Annotated in this window: 18 protein-coding genes and 1 tRNA gene; 5 read left to right on the forward strand and 14 right to left on the reverse strand. The window is 35.4% G+C overall.

The annotated features are described in order from the left end of the window. Positions 1–114: 114 nt before the first annotated feature. Genes EF514_RS09775 through EF514_RS09815 form a run of 9 tightly spaced genes read right to left on the reverse strand, consistent with a single transcriptional unit; the run spans position 115 to position 8,542 of the window. Complete coding sequence (locus tag EF514_RS09775) at positions 115–762, reverse strand: V-type ATP synthase subunit D (RefSeq protein ID WP_127725268.1); 648 nt, start codon at positions 760–762, stop codon at positions 115–117. Positions 763–773: 11 nt separating this feature from the next. Beyond that, positions 774–2,150: a V-type ATP synthase subunit B gene (locus EF514_RS09780; protein WP_127725269.1), complete on the reverse strand. Its 1,377-nt coding sequence runs from the start codon at positions 2,148–2,150 to the stop codon at positions 774–776. Beyond that, positions 2,143–3,915, reverse strand: coding sequence for a V-type ATP synthase subunit A (locus tag EF514_RS09785; RefSeq protein WP_127725270.1), 1,773 nt, complete (start codon positions 3,913–3,915; stop codon positions 2,143–2,145). Before EF514_RS09785 ends, EF514_RS09780 begins: the two co-directional genes overlap by 8 nt. A gap of 14 nt (positions 3,916–3,929) precedes the next feature. Then, the gene (locus EF514_RS09790; protein WP_127725271.1) at positions 3,930–4,238 is read right to left on the reverse strand and encodes a V-type ATP synthase subunit F; all 309 of its coding nucleotides are present in this window, start codon (positions 4,236–4,238) and stop codon (positions 3,930–3,932) included. Next, positions 4,231–5,232, reverse strand: a complete 1,002-nt coding sequence (locus EF514_RS09795) for a V-type ATP synthase subunit C (RefSeq protein WP_127725272.1) — start codon at positions 5,230–5,232, stop codon at positions 4,231–4,233. The genes EF514_RS09790 and EF514_RS09795 overlap by 8 nt, the downstream gene beginning before the upstream one ends. 9 nt (positions 5,233–5,241) lie before the next feature. Next, positions 5,242–5,787, reverse strand: coding sequence for a V-type ATP synthase subunit E (locus EF514_RS09800; RefSeq protein WP_240649055.1), 546 nt, complete (start codon positions 5,785–5,787; stop codon positions 5,242–5,244). Between the two features lie 26 nt (positions 5,788–5,813). Next, positions 5,814–6,281, reverse strand: a complete 468-nt coding sequence (locus tag EF514_RS09805) for a V-type ATP synthase subunit K (RefSeq protein WP_127725274.1) — start codon at positions 6,279–6,281, stop codon at positions 5,814–5,816. A 4-nt stretch (positions 6,282–6,285) separates the two neighbouring features. Beyond that, the gene (locus EF514_RS09810) at positions 6,286–8,229 is read right to left on the reverse strand and encodes a V-type ATP synthase subunit I (protein WP_127725275.1); all 1,944 of its coding nucleotides are present in this window, start codon (positions 8,227–8,229) and stop codon (positions 6,286–6,288) included. Then, entirely contained in the window at positions 8,216–8,542 is a 327-nt protein-coding gene (locus EF514_RS09815) for a hypothetical protein (RefSeq protein ID WP_127725276.1), read from the reverse strand. Before EF514_RS09815 ends, EF514_RS09810 begins: the two co-directional genes overlap by 14 nt. A 287-nt stretch (positions 8,543–8,829) precedes the next feature. Here EF514_RS09815 and EF514_RS09820 point away from each other — a divergent pair. From EF514_RS09820 to EF514_RS09830, 3 genes are all read left to right on the forward strand, one after another. Further along, positions 8,830–8,918 (forward strand) — tRNA-Ser (locus EF514_RS09820). Between the two features lie 37 nt (positions 8,919–8,955). After that, complete coding sequence (locus EF514_RS09825) at positions 8,956–9,789, forward strand: glycosyltransferase family 8 protein (RefSeq protein WP_127725277.1); 834 nt, start codon at positions 8,956–8,958, stop codon at positions 9,787–9,789. Between the two features lie 347 nt (positions 9,790–10,136). Next, on the forward strand, positions 10,137–11,285 hold the full coding sequence (locus EF514_RS09830; protein ID WP_127725278.1) for an MFS transporter: 1,149 nt from the start codon (positions 10,137–10,139) through the stop codon (positions 11,283–11,285). Positions 11,286–11,324: 39 nt separating this feature from the next. On the opposite strand, the gene EF514_RS09835 is transcribed toward EF514_RS09830, so the two are convergent. Then, positions 11,325–12,713, reverse strand: coding sequence for a pyridoxal phosphate-dependent decarboxylase family protein (locus tag EF514_RS09835; RefSeq protein ID WP_127725279.1), 1,389 nt, complete (start codon positions 12,711–12,713; stop codon positions 11,325–11,327). Between the two features lie 227 nt (positions 12,714–12,940). Next, a complete protein-coding gene (locus EF514_RS09840; RefSeq protein ID WP_127725280.1) occupies positions 12,941–14,269 on the reverse strand; it encodes a Na+/H+ antiporter NhaC family protein in 1,329 nt (442 codons plus the stop codon). A 100-nt stretch (positions 14,270–14,369) separates the two neighbouring features. On the opposite strand from EF514_RS09840, the gene EF514_RS09845 reads away from it, so the two are divergent. Then, complete coding sequence (locus EF514_RS09845) at positions 14,370–15,302, forward strand: LysR family transcriptional regulator (protein ID WP_127725281.1); 933 nt, start codon at positions 14,370–14,372, stop codon at positions 15,300–15,302. 51 nt (positions 15,303–15,353) lie between these two features. Here EF514_RS09845 and EF514_RS09850 read toward each other — a convergent pair whose 3' ends face one another. The 3 genes from EF514_RS09850 to EF514_RS09860 all read right to left on the reverse strand — a co-directional run bounded on the left by EF514_RS09850 (position 15,354) and on the right by EF514_RS09860 (position 17,492). Beyond that, positions 15,354–15,722, reverse strand: coding sequence for a RidA family protein (locus EF514_RS09850; protein ID WP_127725282.1), 369 nt, complete (start codon positions 15,720–15,722; stop codon positions 15,354–15,356). Then, complete coding sequence (locus EF514_RS09855) at positions 15,719–16,672, reverse strand: threonine ammonia-lyase (RefSeq protein WP_127725283.1); 954 nt, start codon at positions 16,670–16,672, stop codon at positions 15,719–15,721. Before EF514_RS09855 ends, EF514_RS09850 begins: the two co-directional genes overlap by 4 nt. A gap of 61 nt (positions 16,673–16,733) precedes the next feature. Beyond that, positions 16,734–17,492 (reverse strand): SDR family NAD(P)-dependent oxidoreductase, encoded by a 759-nt coding sequence (locus EF514_RS09860; RefSeq protein ID WP_127725284.1) that lies wholly within the window; start codon positions 17,490–17,492, stop codon positions 16,734–16,736. Positions 17,493–17,665: 173 nt separating this feature from the next. On the opposite strand from EF514_RS09860, the gene EF514_RS09865 reads away from it, so the two are divergent. Next, a complete protein-coding gene (locus EF514_RS09865; protein WP_205666439.1) occupies positions 17,666–18,466 on the forward strand; it encodes a DUF368 domain-containing protein in 801 nt (266 codons plus the stop codon). Positions 18,467–18,484 lie beyond the last annotated feature (18 nt).

Below are 18,484 nucleotides of genomic sequence, written 5' to 3' on the forward strand. Positions count from 1 at the left end.
AGCAGGTGGATTTATGTTTCGCGCGCTTTGCGCACTCAACTGTCTAAAGACATTAATAAAAAATGACAAGCTATAATTTTAGCTTGCCATTATAATTAACTGTAAATATAATTTTCAATTGGAACTTTCTTTAGTTATTATGTCTTTTACTTTCATAAGTCTTGTAATATTTGCTCTTTCATTTTCATCTAACTTAGACATAATATATCTTATAGTTTCCTGTAAGTCCGGTATAGTCCTATATTCAAGAGCATTTACCCTACGCCTTGTACTTTCTATTTCACTTGCCATAAGTTGGACGGATTTTTCTATTTGAGCAAGCTCCAAAAGTTTTTGCAATATTTTATTTAGCTTGTCAATTGCATCGTCTACGTCTGCTGTTGTTTGAGCATAGCCGTAGGGATATATGGAACCGTCCTTTGCCGTCTCTTCAACTATAAATTCCATTTCAGGTATTTCCACACTCATTACGTTTTTAATAGTAATGTCCAAGTTGATTTTTTGAGTTGGAAACATAAGTGCCTCTTCAAGTATTTCAGGACTTATAAAGGCAGAAGCCAAGAGGAAGTCTTTAAAAGAACCGGACAATTCCCTTTCAACTTCTTCTCTTAATACTTTGTTTTTCTTCACTATTTCAATGAATCTTCTCATTAGTTCATCCTGTTTATCCTTTAAAAGTTTATGACCTCTAACGGAAGTTGCAAGACGTTTCTTTAATGTAGTCAAATTCATTCTCGTCGGACTGACATTTAGCTTAGCCATAATATCACTTCCTACTCTTTATAATCCAAATACTTTTCAAGATATTCGTCTCTAATCCTCTTTAATTCTGTTCTCGGAATCATTCTAAGCAATTCCCAACCCAGATCCAATGTCTCCTCTATTGATCTATTTGTATAGTAGCCCTGACTTACGTACTGACTTTCAAAAGCGTCTGCAAATTTGGCAAAGGCTCTATCTGAAGGAGAAAGTGCCGACTCTCCAAGGATTACGGAAAGTTCCTTTGCATTTTTACCGGAAGTATAGGCCGCATAGATTTGGTTCATAGTATCCGAGTGGTCTTCTCTGGTTTTGCCGTCTCCAATACCTTTGTCCTTTAACCTGGACAAGGACGGTATTGCATTTATAGGCGGTTCTATTCCCTGTTTGTACAATTCCCTTGAAAGAATTATCTGTCCCTCGGTAATATAGCCTGTAAGGTCAGGAATAGGGTGAGTTATATCATCTTCCGGCATAGTCAGTATTGGAATTTGAGTTATTGAACCCTCTCTTCCCTTTATACGTCCTGCTCTTTCATAAATTCCCGCAAGGTCAGTATAAAGATATCCCGGATAACCACGCCTTCCCGGAACTTCCTTACGTGCAGCTGAAACCTCTCTAAGTGCTTCTGCGTAATTGGTCATGTCCGTCATAATTACCAATACGTGCATTCCCAATTCAAAGGCAAGATATTCAGCACAAGTAAGTGCAACTTTAGGTGTTGCAAGTCTTTCAATGGCAGGGTTATCAGCTAAGTTCATAAAAAGCACAGCCCTGTCTATTGCACCGGTTTTGTTAAAGTCATCTATAAAAAACTGAGCTTCCTCAAAGGTAATACCCATTGCAGTAAATACTACGGCAAACTTTTCTCCCGAACCCACTACTCTTGCCTGTCTTGCAATTTGAGCAGCTACGTTGTTATGCGGTAGGCCCGCTCCTGAGAATATGGGCAGTTTTTGACCTCTTACAAGGGTATTTAAACCGTCTATAGTTGAAATTCCCGTCTGGATAAATTCCGAAGGGTAATCTCTACTTGCAGGATTTATAGGAGAACCGTTAATGTCGATTTTCTTTTCAGAAATTATTTTAGGTCCATCATCTATGGGGTTTCCCAATCCGTCAAAAACCCTTCCTATCATGTCGGGGCTTACTCCCAACTCCAAAGGTCTTCCCAAAAATCTAACAGAAGTATCTCTTAGGTTTATACCGCTAGAGCCTTCAAATATTTGAACCATGGCCTTGTCATTTTCAATTTCAATTACCTGACCACGTCTTCTCTCTCCCGTTTGAAGTTCTATATCTACAAGCTCCTCATAGGTAACTCCCTCAACACCTTCAACTATCATAAGAGGTCCTACAACTTCCGAAACAGATCTATACTCTTTAAGCATTTATAGTCCCCCTTTTCTCTTCCAATTTCATTATTTCACTTTCAATATCTTCAACTAGTTGATCTAAAGTTGCAATCTCCTCTTCAGGTACATACTTAGATCTGGTTATTCTCTCTCTTATTGGCATCTCCTCTATTTCAGGAAGATATACTCCATTGTCCAAAGCTCTAAGAGATGCATCATAGAATTTTAAAATAACTTTCATCATCTTATTTTGCTTATTAAGAGAGCAATAGGTATCAACGTCGTTAAAGGCATTTTGTTGTAAAAAGTCCTCGCGTAACGACTTTGCCACTAGGAGTTTTAACTGGTCTTTCTCTGAAAGAGAGTCCATTCCCACCAGCCTTACAATTTCCTGTAGACCGGTTTCCTCTTGTAGAAGGGCTATTGCCTTTTTCCTATTATCGGAAAACTGCTCATCTACATTGTCGTCAAAGTAGCTGTCCATTTTATCCTGATATAGAGAATAGGAGTCTATCCAGTTAATTGCAGGGAAGTGTCTTGCATAGGACAGGTCGTAGTCCAATTTCCAAAAGACCTTTACTATTCTAAGTGTAGATTGACTTACAGGTTCGGAAATATCTCCACCCGGAGGTGAAACAGCTCCTATTACTGAAAGCGCTCCTTCTCTATTATCACTTCCAAGACATTTAACACGTCCCGTTCTCTCATAAAAATCCGCAATACGGGAAGCCAAGTAAGCAGGATAACCCTCATCTCCCGGCATCTCCTCAAGACGTCCGCTCATCTCACGAAGCGCCTCCGCCCAACGTGAAGTGGAATCCGCCATCATAGCTACTGAATATCCCATATCTCTATAGTATTCCGAAATTGTAATTCCCGTATAGATTGAGGCCTCACGCGCAGCAACGGGCATATTTGAAGTATTGGCAATTAAAACCGTCCTCTTCATAAGCGACTGACCTGTCTTAGCATCAATTAACTCGGGAAACTCCATAAGTACATCCGTCATTTCATTTCCACGCTCTCCACAGCCAACGTATACTATTATTTGAGCATCGGCCCACTTTGCCAACTGGTGTTGAACTACTGTCTTACCGCTTCCAAAAGGTCCAGGTATTGCAGCAGTTCCACCCTTTGTAATCGGAAAAAAAGTATCAATTACTCTCTGTCCCGTAATTAAAGGAGTATTGGGGTCTACTTTTCTTTTGTACTTTCGTCCCTTACGCACAGGCCATTTCTGCATCATAGTAAGGTCTTGCTTGCCCTTTTCAGTTTCCAAAGTACAAACTACTTCATCAACGGTAAACTCTCCCGCCTTAATATCCACAACTTTTCCCTTGACACCTATGGGAACCATTATCTTATGAACTACAACGGGAGTTTCATCCACTGTACCCAGAACATCTCCTTCATTCACTTCATCGCCTATATTAACTGAGGGTTTAAAGTCCCATTTCTTCTCCCTGTTTAAACTGGTTACAGATTCTCCCTTTATTAAGAAATCTCCCGATTGATCTTTCATAACTTCCAAGGGTCTTTGAATTCCGTCAAACATCTGCTCTACAAGACCTGGACCCAGTTCCACTACTAAGGGATTTCCTGTAGTATATACATCATCTCCGGGACCTATTCCCGTAGTTTCTTCATATACTTGAATGGAGGCTCTATCTCCTCTCATTTCTATTATTTCGCCGATTAGTTTATCTTTGGATACCTCTACTACGTCATACACGTTGGCATCTTCCATGCCGCTTGCCACTACAAGCGGTCCAGAAACTTTTATTACTTTTCCTGATTTCAAAAAAGTTCCTCCTTCTATAAAATATTAGATCCAACAGCTCTTTCCACGCTTTCGCTGATCTTATTCATTCCTATATTTAAAGTGCCTTGATTAGAAGGTATAAGTATAATTGCTGGTACCACTTTTTTATTGTATCTCTCTATAGTATCCTCGATTTTAACAGCTAAATCTTCAGTAACGAAAATTAAACCGTAGTCATCTGCTGCAAGCTTATCTATTTTGTTTCTTGCATCATCAGCCTCATAGGCTGTTACCACGTCTATTCCCAATACTTTAAATACAGATACTGAATCCTTATCTCCAACAACTGCAATCTTATACATAACTATCACGTAACCTTTCCCTAATAAAAGATGGGTTTAGCTTATTTTCTTTTGAAATTAAAATAAATCTCAAATTCTTAATTTCCATATCCTTGGCAAATAAGTAAGCAAATACTACCTCAGGCCCATAGACTACTCCCCTTACTTCTTTTATTAAATCCATAAAGTAATTGTCCTTCTCCTTTTCATACATGGAAAGAGAACCCGTTTGATTATACTCCTCAATTCCCTTACTTACAGCCTTAAATATATTGTTGCTTTTAAACAAAGGACTTTGTTCATCAATTTTTCTTGAATAAAACTGTTCAATATCGGATTGGGAAATATTTCCACCCTCAATTAAAACCTCACTGAGAAAACTAAATGTTCTCTCCTGCCTTTGACACCTAAGCAATATATCTATATTGGTAAAGTCTATTAAATCTTTTACATACCTTTTAAATAAATCCACTTCCATCTCCTCAGCCAAAGACTTTAACTTTTCAAAATACATTTTATCTAAGACCGTATCAATGTTTTGAGGATTTTCCGTTTCTTCATAGACTTCCATTGCCCTTTTAAAAGCATCTATACACTCATTCTTTTCAGGATACTTTTTTTTACCTTCTATCTCATCTATTATTTCATCCATATTAAAGGATTCCATATCTATTAGGATATGTCTAAAATCCTCATTTAATATCTTCTCTTTAGCCAAAACTTTTAAATTGTGATAGAAATACTTTAACGTTAATAAATCCACAACTCTCTTATCAGGACAGACTTTATAGTACTCCTCATAGGTGCTTTGCTCCTCTTCCTTTAAAGCCTGCTCATAATCCTTGGGATTTTCCAATTTGGATATGAACTGCTGATATGTTGAGTCACTTAAAATTTTTAAAGCATCTTCTAAATCTTCTGCTTCCACAAGTCTGTCAAAGGTCTGTCTATTTAAAAGTTTTTTCTCCAACACTCTCGTTGTTGTCGATAATTGGACAAATGCATTTCTATCCATACATACCTCCTAATTATCAAAAACTCTATCAAAAACTTCTCTTTCCATATCAGCCCTGATATCATCTATTAAACTTGTAAACTTATTGTTGTAAAGGACACTGTCCATTGAAACAGTAAATCCATCACTTACAAATTCATTTGATAATTTTACATTTAAATTTTCTTTTTTCACAGCTTCATAGTACTTTTCCGGAACTGTTAAAATACAATCTTCCTTAAGCTCCATAGTAGCTAAGACTCTCTTTAAGTAATTTATATAGTCCTCTTCCGGAAGATTTGTAAGTTTTGTCAAAGCTATATCAAAAACTCTATCTACTATGTCTCCCTTTGCGCTTAAAACCATATCTCGATTTTGTAAGTCCACTTGGGAAAATATTCTTTCCTCAGTTTCCACAGCTTCTAATTTTTTTCTCTCCAAAATTCTCTTAGCTCCGAGATTTGCCTCTCTTACTTTAGCGTCAATTATCTGCTGAGCCTTATCTCTTGTATTTTTTAACAGCTCCTGTGCCTCATTTTGAGCATCAGTTTCTATTTTATTTATTATATTGTCCATGTTTGACACTTTATCAACTCCTTAATTTACACTCTTGTCCAAATTAAGAAAGACATTGCGAAAGAAAGGATGGCATACATCTCAACCATTACTGCAAGAATAATACCCTTGGTTTGCTGTTCTTCATTTTTAGCAAGTATGTTAATTCCGGCAACTGAAACTTTAGCTTGAGCTATAGCTGAAAAGTAACCTGTAAGCCCAACCGGAAGTGATGCAAAGAACAGTGTAAATCCGTTGTCCAAAGTCATTCCCGCACTTAATTTAAACAGTATAAGCATTCCGATTACAAATCCGTAAAGACCTTGAGTTCCCGGTAACAACTGCAAAATAAGCGCCTTACCAAATTTTTCAGGTTCTTCAATAATTACACCAGCAGCAGCTTCTCCAGTAAGTCCCACTCCCTTTGCAGAACCCACGCCTGCAAATATGGTAGCTATTGCAACACCAAGTACTCCTAAAATTATTCCACCATTTTCTATAAAAAATCCTTGCATTACTTTACTCCCCCTCAATATTAAAATATTTTGAATTTACTATAAGACTTTTAAATGGTATTCCTCCACCATCATAAAACTTATTAAACATCTCAACATATGTTAACCTTGCAGAGTGAACATAGGCTGAAAGATATGATAAAAACATATTAAACAACTGAAATACTATAAATACAAAAGCACCTGCAATTATTCCAAGTATTCCCTTACCCACTAACATTCTCACTATTATATTCAAGGCTACGGCTATAAAACTTCCGGATAACGCCAAAGCCATAAGTCTTAAATAGGAAACAAAGTCACTAAAGTAGGAAGTAATACCGTATAGAGAATAAATTCCCCATCCCAGCTTTGCAGCCTTGGACTTTTCAGCTCTACCTCCTGTAAGTACTATTCCAACCATTCCAAGCACCATAATTATTCTGGATACGTTAAATATCATAGGACTTAACTTTAAAACAAAGGCCATTACCGCAACTACAGCACCTATTACAGCCATATACCAAAATCCCACATCAAAAAGTGCATCAAGGGGTTTCTTATCCCTTAGGTTCATATAACCCTTAATTCCCAAAGCAAATATAATGTGAATTCCTCCAAAGGTCAAAGACATTATAATCATTTCTATATAGTCCTCCGATGGGTTTATTAGCGATTTTAATTCAAGCATATCTCCAAAGAAAGAACCAAATACCAATCCCCACAGTATAGTGGATATTCCAAGGTACATTAAGAAAGTTAACATTTGTCTTTTTCCCTTATCCAAGTTGAATTTTTTAAGGGCAAATAGAGTTCCTAAAAATAACAATAATCCATACCCCATATCTCCAACCATTATGCCTGCAAATATAAAGTAAAAAGGAGCAAATAGTGGTGTTGGATCTATTTCATTGTATTTTGGCATTGCGTACATTGAAGTTATTGATTCAAAGGCACTTACAAATTTATTGTTCTTTAATTTTATAGGTACCTTTGGGTCATCTCTGTCCGCGTCCTCTATTTCTATATAGTAATTTTCATTTAAAACCTCATCTAAAAGTTCAATTAAACTATCCTTATCTGAAGTTGGAACATAGCCTTCAATAATGTCAATCTTATTAGTTTTTATAAAGTTTTCGCTGGATTCAATTCTCAGTTTATTATTTCTAAGATATTCATAGTAAATTTGAAAATCTTCCAACTTATCCTTATTGCTTTCTATTTCCTTCTCAATTAAATCTATTTTGTTTTTTATTTCCTCTATTTCGTTTTCTAAAGAGTTTACTTTATCTCCTACTAGCCCTTCGGTTTTAATGTCCACATTTACAAAACCGTTTCTTTTAAGTATTTCCAGAAATTCCTCTTTTTCAGAAAGGTCATAGTATACAACTACGTAAATATAATTCTTATCCTTGCTCATCTTTTCAGCATAGGATAATTTTAATTCTCCCACTTCTTCAAAAAAGATTCCCTCAAATTTATTGGGAACAGTTCCGGTCTCTATAACTATGTTGCCAAAATTTACTAATTCGCTTACAGGAACCTTTATGTTCTCCCAGGGTTTTAAAAGAGATAAATTGGATTCTATATTTAGTATCCTTTGCTCCAAGCTGTTCCTTTCCTCTACTAAAGTAAACAACTTTTCGTAATTTAACTTAAAATCAAAATTCTGAGCCCTTGTGGTCAATTCCTTTAAAGTAAGATTTTTATTTCCTTCTTTTAAAGCCTCAACCATTCCTTTTTTCTCTACAAAATCCTTTAAAAGATCTATTGCCCACTTAGCTTTCGCTATTTCACTGTCCAGTTCTATAGATAAGTCGGAAACGCTGATCTCTGTTAAATAATCATCTTCTCCGCTTTCCAAGTCATTAAAGTGAACTTCGTTAAACTTTTGAAGTTTCTTTAAAAGATGGCTCCTGTCAGAATCAAAGGTAAATAAGTTAAATTTACTCATTTTAACTATTGCCATCAGACATCACAACCTTCTCAACTATTAGGTCTACAACATTTTGTAGCTCTTTCGCATTTAATGATAATATGTTCCCGCATTGAGCCTCGGTTTCTTTAATCACCGGCTCAACTTTTTCATTGCCCCTTTTCATAGCTTCTCTAACTAGATTGTCACCTTCTTTCATTGCTCCCTTTATTATTTCATCATACTTTAACTGAGCATTGATCTCGGCGTCGGACAATATCCTTTTAGCTTCTTCCTGCGCTGTCTCCAATACATTTTTTGCCTTTAATTCGGCTTCTTTTATCCTTTCAATTGCATCAGGCACCATATCACCTCCATGATTATGATTAACCACTGTACTGAAACAATAGTTTTTTGAAATACTTATGTTATTTATACCCTCTTTATGCAAAATAATATATTTTAGTAAAGAATACTTTACCGGAAGTAAAATTAAATTTACCCCCCAATATATCCAATTTATTATAAAAGTATAGTCTTGTCAATATATTTCATTAGTAAAGAATGTGAATATATAAACAATGCAAAGGTTTTTATAAAAAATCCTACAAGTTCTTTTTCAATGGGGTATAATAATATATTAGAGTTGTCTTTGGAGTGGTATCGAAGTGGTCATAACGAGACTGACTCGAAATCAGTTTGGGAGCAATCCCACGTGGGTTCGAATCCCACCCACTCCGCCAAATTTTAATCAATTACTTACTATATGGAGGAATTTAGATGAATGATGAAATTGACATCTTAGTAACCTTAGATGAAAACTATATGGAGCCCTTAAAAGTGATGTTAACCTCTCTTTATTACAACAACCCGGGAGAAACTTTCAATATTTGGCTTATTCACCAAGCAATTTCAAGGGAAAAATTATTGGAGTTAAATAAAATTTTAAATTCCTTTAATTGGAAACTCTACAATGAAAAAATAGATGCTAAGCTGTTAGATGGCGCTCCCACACTTGAAAGATATCCAAAGGAGATGTACTTTAGACTTTTATGCGGTCAAATTCTTCCAAAGAGCGTAAAGAGAGTTTTATACTTAGACCCCGATATTTTAGTTATAAATCCCTTAAGGGAACTTTGGGATTTGGATTTGGAAGGTAGTATGATAGGTGCCGCAACACATACGGGAATGACCAACTTAACTACTGAAATAAACAGTCTTCGCCTTGGAACGGACCATGGCTATTACAATTCCGGTGTAATGGTAATAGATCTGGAAATAGCACGCAGCACAATTAAACTGCAAGATATAGACGATGCCATTAATAAGTACAACGCCTTTTTAATTCTGCCCGACCAAGACATTTTAAACTACCTATATGGCAAGTATATTAAGGAAATACCCGAGGAAATTTGGAACTATGACAGTAGAAAATATTTTAGCTACTATACTAAAAGTTTTAAAAAACACAATCTTCAGTGGGTTATGGAAAACACCTCCATACTACACTTCTGCGGAAGACCTAAACCTTGGGATCCTAAAAGCGACGGTAAATTTACAGCCCTTTACCTTCATTATCAGAAATTTCTAAAACGCATTAGCGAAAATTTATAGTTATGAGACTTTTCAAAGTCTCTTTTTTAATATTCACTTACTCCACAACACTTATTTAATAAAGATGATACAATATTAATACCAAGGATGGAGTTTTATCCAATAAATAACTGCCATAAATTTAAGCTTTAGCAATAAGAACTTATATAAAAATTTTTCAACCTTAGAATTATCCCAATATCACAGATAATTACCTTCAACCTATGCCATATTATTCCCGTAAAATTCACTTTCCAAGAGCAAGGCAACTTAAATAAAGAACATATTATTGTAGGAGTAACTTGTGCTACTAAGTGAACAGGGATCTACCTAATAATTATTTACATTTTTCAAAAGGAGATGATTTAATGGAAAATATAAATAAGAATCAAAATATGTGGACTAAAAATTTTTTACTTATTACCTTAATCAATTTTTTAATTTACTGTTGTTGGCAGATGTTTCCTCCGTCCCTTCCACCCTATGTGAGAAGTCTTGGAGCCTCGGACAGTCTCTTAGGTTGGCTTAACGGAGTAGCCACAATTGCTACTTTGGTAATCAGACCTTTTTCCGGAAATATTATGGACAGGTTTGGTAGAAAGGGTATCTTTAACTTTGGATTGGTACTACTTGCCATCTCATCAGCAGCTTTTTATTTTCTGCCTATTGTAGGTATTATTTTAGCAGTTAGATTTATTCACGGCTTAGCCTGGGGAGTTGCAAGTACAGCAAGTAATACCATTGCCACAGATAATATTAAAAAGGAAAATATGGCAAAGGGCATGGCCTATTTCAGCTTATCTGTAAGTCTTGCATCAGCAGTTGCTCCTGCCATAGCACTTTCCATTGACATAAAGTCTATGTTTTTAATAGCAGCAGCTATAGTACTTATATCTTTATTTATGAATTTTGGAATAGACTATCCAAAGGAAACTGCAAACAAAATTTCAGATAAAAAATTCTCTCCCTACGAAAAAAAATCTATACTCCCTGCCTTTTTAATGTTTTTAGTTACCACTACCTACGGAGCCATAGTTACCTTTGTTGCTCTTTTTGCCGCTGATAAGGGGATTGATAATATAGGTTTATTCTTTACCTTATATGCAGTGGGAATGTTAGTAGTCAGACCTTTTTTGGGAAACATAATTGAAAAAAGAGGCTTTAAATTTGTAATAATACCTTCTTCCCTACTTTGTATGTGCTCTCTTTTAATTCTATCTAAGGCAAGTGTATATTCCACTTTTCTACTTTCAGGAGCCTTGTACGGAATTGGTTATGGTGCGCTTCATACCTGCTTTCAAACTCTTTCAGTTATTAAGGTTAAACGTAACCGAACGGGTGCTGCAAACGCAACTTTCTTTACGGGTTTTGATGCGGGAATGGGTTTCGGCTCCATAATTGCGGGATTTATCTCCGCCAGAACAGGATATGGTTCCATGTTTGGAATACTGAGTTTTTGCTTTGTTGCCATTGCAGTAATATATCTTTACTTTGAGAAAACTAAAGAACAAATATAAATAAAAGCCAGACTGTACTAAGTTACAATCTGGCCTTTATTATTTAAATTCCATTATATATTCATTTAAGTATTCCACCACTTCAACTATATCTTTATCTGTTATGTCAGGGGATATGGAACAGATACGCAGTACTTTTTTACCTTTTACTTCCGTAGTTAAAATATTGGACTTCCCGCTGTCAACAAACTTTTGAGATATTTTTAAATTAATTTCATCTAATTCATCTCTACTTTTCTCTTTGGAGTAGTAGCCAAAATTTAAAATTGCCTGTTGTGCAGGAGTCACTATTTCCCAATGACCATATTTTCTCAGCTCTTTTTCAATTTTTTCAGCCATAACCACGCCGTGTTCTATCCTCCTACCCATTTCATCTGTACCAATCGTCTGAAGGGTAAGCCAAAGCTTTATTCCAATTGACGGTCTTGACAAATCAGGTCCCAAATCCCAAGACTCAATTCTATCTTGGCTTTGAGCATCTTTTAAGTATGAAGGATCATCACTGAAACTTTTTAAAAGAGTTTTTTTGTCCTTAGCCAGTATCATTGCGCAGGAATAAGTTTGAAACAACCACTTATGCCCATCCCAAGTTACACTGTCCGCCTCTTCAATTCCCTTTAAATTTCCTGAATACCTTTGAGATAAAAGTAAAGAACCTCCAAAGGCAGCATCTACATGGAACCAAAGTCCATACTTCTTAGCCACTTTACTTAATTCAAAAAGAGGATCAATAGTTCCTGAATTTGTAGTTCCGGCAGTTCCTGCAACTATAAAGGGAATTAATCCCTGCTCTTTGTCTTTTAAAATCAATTCCTCTAAATCTTCGGGAATCATTTTTAAATTTTCATCAGTTCTGACTTTATGAATTCTTTCATCGGGAATACCTGCCATTCTAAGACCCTTGTTAACGCTATGGTGGGCTTGGTCAGATACGTAGGCCACTCCCTTTAAAATATTTTCCACTCCCAGTACATTATCTCTTGCAGCTATTATTCCCGTTAAATTAGATTGAGAACCTCCCGAGACGAAAATTCCTCCCGCCTCTTTCCCATAACCCACCTTTTCACATAGCCAATCTATTACGTCATTTTCCAGTTGAGTTACCAGCGGAGCGGAAAACCAGCCGGCTCCGTTGGGATTGTAAAGTGTGGTAATAATGTCTCCGATTTTTGATATATCACTTGCAGGTGATGGTATAAATGCAAAGTTCTTGGGCTGAGCTCCCTTTACTCTAAAGGGAAATACTTTTTTATGAAGGACTTCCGTCATTTCATCAAGATCTCTGCCCTTTTCGGGGATACTCCATTTTACCAATTCCTCGAAATCCTTCTCACCTGCTTTTTTATAAGTACTTTCATCATTTTCCAAAGATTCATAGTAGCTTTCAATGGCTTCAATCATCTTTTGTTTATAATAATTTCTATCCATGTCACACCTCTTAATTTACTTATAAGGAAAGTATAACACATATTTTTACCTTTTTTCTTATATGGAGAAGCTTAAAAAGAATTTTACAAAGTACGTCCACTTTCACTTCGTATTTCATTCTCTCCTCCTTTTATTCTCAGTATACTTTATGAAAATTAAAATATAAAGCTTACTTACATAAGAGGTAAGTATTTAAATATAAGCGACAAAAAACCAGCCTTAAAAGGCTAGTTCGCAACACTGTATTTATATGTTTTTCTTTTTTTCCCTCCAAAGTCAAGTTTAGATAGAAAACTCCAAAGGGGAACGAGGTATATAAAAAAGGAAAAAAGTAAACTTGTAATAGGAGCCGATATTGTTGAAAGCGGAACTACTACGGCTATGGACCAAGGCACTAGAGCAGGTATTAAAACCGCAGTATCCTCCAAATAAATTGCCATTTCATTGTCATTTTCAACTGTATCCTTACAAAGTTGATGAGTTAACATTATTGCCAAAGTTTGGTTACAGGATATCATAGAAGAAAATATTGCCGTTAAAAAAGTGCTTCCGTAGGGATTGATTTTTCTACTGCACTTTTCTATTATATTTTTTAAACTTTCAAGTAAACCCGTTCCGTCAAAAAGTCCGGAATAAGATGAAGATATTGATACTATTGCCATAACCTTTACCATGGACATCACTCCTCCACCATTTAACATTGCATCCAACTGGGAATTTTGAGAATTAAAACCGTAGATTAAAGCTTTTAAAATTTCATCTATAGTCCTATTTTGTAAAACTACTGAAACTATAAAACCAAACAGAATACTTACAACCATAGTTAACTTTACATCTACTTTTAACAATGATAGTAGCAAGATAGCCAACGCCGGTAAAATTGCAACCCAATGAATGTTAAAGTTTTCAAAAAATAAATTTTCAATATCCGGCACAGCTACTTCTCCTCTTACTGAAAGTCCCAGTAAGCCATAAAGTACACAGGTAATTATAAAGGGGACTGTAGATGTCCTAAACATATTTTTTATATTTGTAAAAATACTGGTATCTGTAAGCCCGCTTATTAAATTTGCGCTTCCCGACATTGGAGAACATCTGTCTCCAAAGTAAATTCCCGATAATATTGCACCTCCCACATATAGGGGATCTATATTCATGGAAATTCCCATAGTCATGGAAATAACTCCAATAGTGGCTGAAGTTCCAAAGGCAGTTCCAATTAGTAAAGAAACTCCGCAATTTAATAAGAACACAATTAGTATAAAGGCCGAGGGAATTATTAACTTGGAAGCATAGTAAATTATTATCGGTATAGTTCCTGCCACTCTCCATATAGCCGTAATCATTCCAATTAATAAAAATATAATTAAAATATTTTTTACAGTTTTCACTCCTGAAATAGAAAGTTTTAAAAGTTTTCTTGAACTATGTCCCTTTAGAATACCATATCCGAAAAATATTACATAGCCTATAAAAAGTGCATATAAAATTGAAATATTAAATATCACACAAATAGACAATGAACTTACAAATAATAGCAAGGCTATAATTTCCACTTTACTCTCCTCCTAAAAAAAGTATAGAAAGAAATATATTAATTGTCCAACTGTTATTTGTAATGTATAATACAGTAAAAATACTGTATATGGAGGAAGTATGAATTTTTTAAGTATGCATTACTTTATAACTCTTGAAAGAGAACGAAGTTTTACTAAAGCTGCCAATGAACTACATATTACCCAACAAACCTTAAGCGCCAACATTGCAGGTATTGAGGAAGAACTGAATTGCAAATTATTTATTAGGCAGATTCCATTAAAGTTAACCTATGCGGGAAAGGTGTTTTTAGACTATGCTCTGGATTTTCAAAGAAAATATACTGATATGACTCAAGAGTTCTATGATATTTCCAACTCCCAAAGGGGGGTTTTAAAAATCGGTGTCGGCTATACAAGGGGCAGAACCATACTTCCCCAATTGATATCGGAGTTCCAGAAAAAATATCCCAACATTGAAATCCAACTTTTTGAAGCTACAAACATAGTACTTCATCAAATACTTTTAAAGGGCGAGGTGGATTTAGCAATAGCAAACTTTCCTAAAAATCTGCCCAAAGTTGAATTAAAGGACTTTTACGAAGAGGAAGTGGTCTTTGTAATTTCCAAAGAATTAATCCGCAATTTATACGGTTTTGACAGTTCTGCCATCATAGATAAAATTGAAAAAGACGGGGATTTTTCAAAACTTGCAAACTGTCCTTTTTTATTAACAAGTAAGGAGGACGTCTCCGGTAGAATCGGCAGAGAACTCCTATCAAAGGCTGATTTCAAACCTATTGTAAAAGCACAGTCAAGCAGCGTTGATACTTTACTTGAACTATGTGTTAGAAATGTGGGAGCTTGTTTTCTTCCTGAGAAGTTATTACTTGCTTCCCTTACTGAAAATGAACTTGAAAATCTTGAAATTATACACTTTAAAAAAGACTCAACCTATATGATACGCTTCGGTTGGTTAAAGCACTCCTATTCTTGGAGTATGATTACGCGTTTTATGGACTTTGCCTATGAAATCCTAAATAAAGATTCATAACTTAATTCTGTTATAAAAACCAAAAGCTCACATTGTGAGCTTTTAAACTTTTTAATCTACTTCTGCAACTGCTTCTAATTCTACATTACAACCGTTGGTTAACTCTCCTACAGGTAAGACTATTCTTGCAGGTTTATGCTCTGCGAAAAATTCACTGTAAACCTTGTTTACATCGTCCCAGTATTCCATTGAACTTAGGTAAATTCTACACATCACCACATTTTCTCTAGTACATTGAGCTGCCTTTAATACACTTTCCAATTTAGTAAGAGCAGTTAAAGTTTCCTCTTCAATTTCCTCAGGTGGAAAACCTGTAGCCGGAAGAGCTGAAGTCTGCCCTGAAATATAAAGCATACCCCTGCTTATAATCCCGGGAGAATAATGTCCCCTCGGTTTATTTTCACCATGTACAGCTTTCAAATTATCTCCTCCAATTCACCTATTTTTTCTAAACTCGTATTCCCGCCGGAAACTACAAAACACACCTTCTCATCTTTATCTACTTTAAGTTCTCCTTGGAGTATTGCTCCGATTCCTATACAGGAAGAAGGCTCTGCTAAAATTTTCCCCTCCATTAACAACAGCTTCATTGCTTTTAATAAAAACTCATCTTTAACTCCAACAAATTCTGAAACAAGAGAAGTAACTATGGGATAGTTTTTCTCCCCCGGAATCTGAGTTAAAAGTGCATCAGCTTCCAATTTCTGTTCTTCCAGCTTTACTCTCTTTCCCGCTTTTACACTTTCACCATAGCGCCTTAATTTATAAGGCTCCGCACCAACAATTTTCACCTTTGGATTTTGAGATTTAACTGCTGTGGATATTCCACCTATTAAACCGCCCCCTCCTATAGGTACAACAACAGTATCAACATCGGGAAACTGTTCTAATATTTCCAAGCCAATTGTCCCTTGACCTGCCATAATATCATAATCATCATAGGGATGAATATTTATGTATCCCTTACTTTCACTTAGTTCATTAGCTATTTTATGACGTTCACTTAGTGGACATTGAACAACTTTAGCTCCTAGATTTTCTATTCCCTTAACCTTTACCTCAGGTGCACTGTCAGGAATTACTATAGTCGCCCCAACACCTAAAAGCTTTGCCGCAAAAGCCACACCTTTCCCATGGTTCCCGGAAGATGCAGCCACTACACCTCTTTTAACTTCCTCCTTATCCATTGAAAGCATTTTATTAAGAGCTCCTCTTATTTTAAAAGAATTGGTCTTTTGCATACATTCAGGTTTAATAAATACCTTACAAGCTAAAAGTTCATTTAGATTTTCAAGGGGAATTAACGGTGTCTCATAAATATAAGGTGCTATACGCTCCTTTGCTTTTAAAATATCTTCTATATTTAGCATAGTACCTCCTTAACTTTATTTAAAATAAATTTTCAATAAAAGAATCCAGCTTTTTATTAAATTAAAAGGCTGTCCAACCTCCATCTGCAACTATTGTAGCTCCATTTACAAAACTTGATTCATCTGATGCTAAAAATAACATTACATTAGCTATTTCTTCAGATTTCCCAAGAACAGGCAACACTTCCACTCCCTTGTTTAACTTACTCATAACTGAAGTGTTTATACCTTCGCCCGTTCCAAATACTTCCGTTGCAACTGAACCCGGAGCTACTGCATTACATCTAATGCCATATTCCTGAAATTCAAATCCTATATGTTTAGTCATCCCTATAACTGCATGCTTTGAAGCCACATAGGCAAGTCCGCCCCTACCTCCGAAAAGTCCTCCAACTGATGAAGTATTAATTATATTTCCGGAATTCTGGTCCTTCATATGCGGAATAACTTCTCTAATTAATTTCATAACTGCAGTTACGTTTACGTCTAAGATTCTATTCCAAAGTTCATCGTCTACATCGTCGGCACTTTTTAATTTATCCAATATACCTGCATTATTTACCAATACATCTATTCTGCCGTACTTTTCAAGAGTAGTTGCTACTACTTCCTTAATATCCTCATCCTTTGATACATCTCCCACAAAAGAAATTATTTCTCCATTAAAATCTTTTGATTCCTCAAGCAGCTCCTCTAGTCTCTCTTTTCTTCTTGCCATTGCAACTACTTTTGCCCCTTCTCTTGCAAAGGTAAGAGCAGTAGCTCTTCCAATACCCGAACTTGCACCTGTCAATATAACTATTTTGTCCTTTAACCTCATTGTGTTTCCTCCTTTGAGAATTTATTATATTTTATCAAACTAAAGCAACTATCTATAAAGTATTATAACATTGTCCTTTAAATTAAAATATCCTATAATTTTAATTATAAATCAGGTATACTCTTATAAAGTCAACTTTCAAAAAAACTTTGACTTTTAGGAAAGGTGATTTTTTGAATCCAAATTTAATTGTAATTTTAAAAGGACTAATAGTGGGAAGCTCCATGCTGGTCCCTGGTCTCAGCGGCAGCTCAATGGCTATAATTTTAGGTATTTACGATAAGCTGATACTTGCCGTAAGTTCCTTTATGAAGCACAAAAGAGAAAGCTTTATTTTTCTATCTCTCTTCTCGCTGGGAGCACTTATGGGGATTTTTTTATTTTCCAATTCAATAGTAACTCTATTGGATAAATATCCCCAGCCGATGTACTATCTTTTTATAGGTGCTGCAATTGGAGGACTTCCTTTAATATTTAAACAGTCTAAAATAGAAAAACTTTCACCAAAGGTATTGTTTTATATATTAGTAGGTCTTGGAATAATATATTTCTTCTCACTTTCTGTAAATAACATTAGGGACATAGCCTTGGAACCGGGATTTTTAACTTCTCTTATTTTAATTGTAGCAGGTGTAATCGTTGCAATAGCATTAGTACTTCCAGGAATAAGCATCTCCTATATGCTTTTGTTAATAGGACTTTATGATGAAACTATTAAGGCCATAACAGAATTTTATTTTCCCTTTCTAATTCCATTGGGTATCGGGTTTATAGCGGGGATAATTTTAACTGCAAAAGCTTTGGAAAAACTTATAACCAAACGTCCTCAGCCAACATATTTAATTATTTCAGGATTTATACTCGGTTCAGTAATTGAAATTTTTCCGGGCTTACCTATCTTTGGAAATTTATTTATATGTATTATTACCTTTTCTCTAGGCCTTATTACTACATTGTTAATGTCTTTAAAATAATATCTTTCAATAAGAGGA

Source organism: Anaerosphaera multitolerans (assembly GCF_004006535.1).
Lineage (GTDB): Bacteria > Bacillota > Clostridia > Tissierellales > Peptoniphilaceae > Anaerosphaera > Anaerosphaera multitolerans.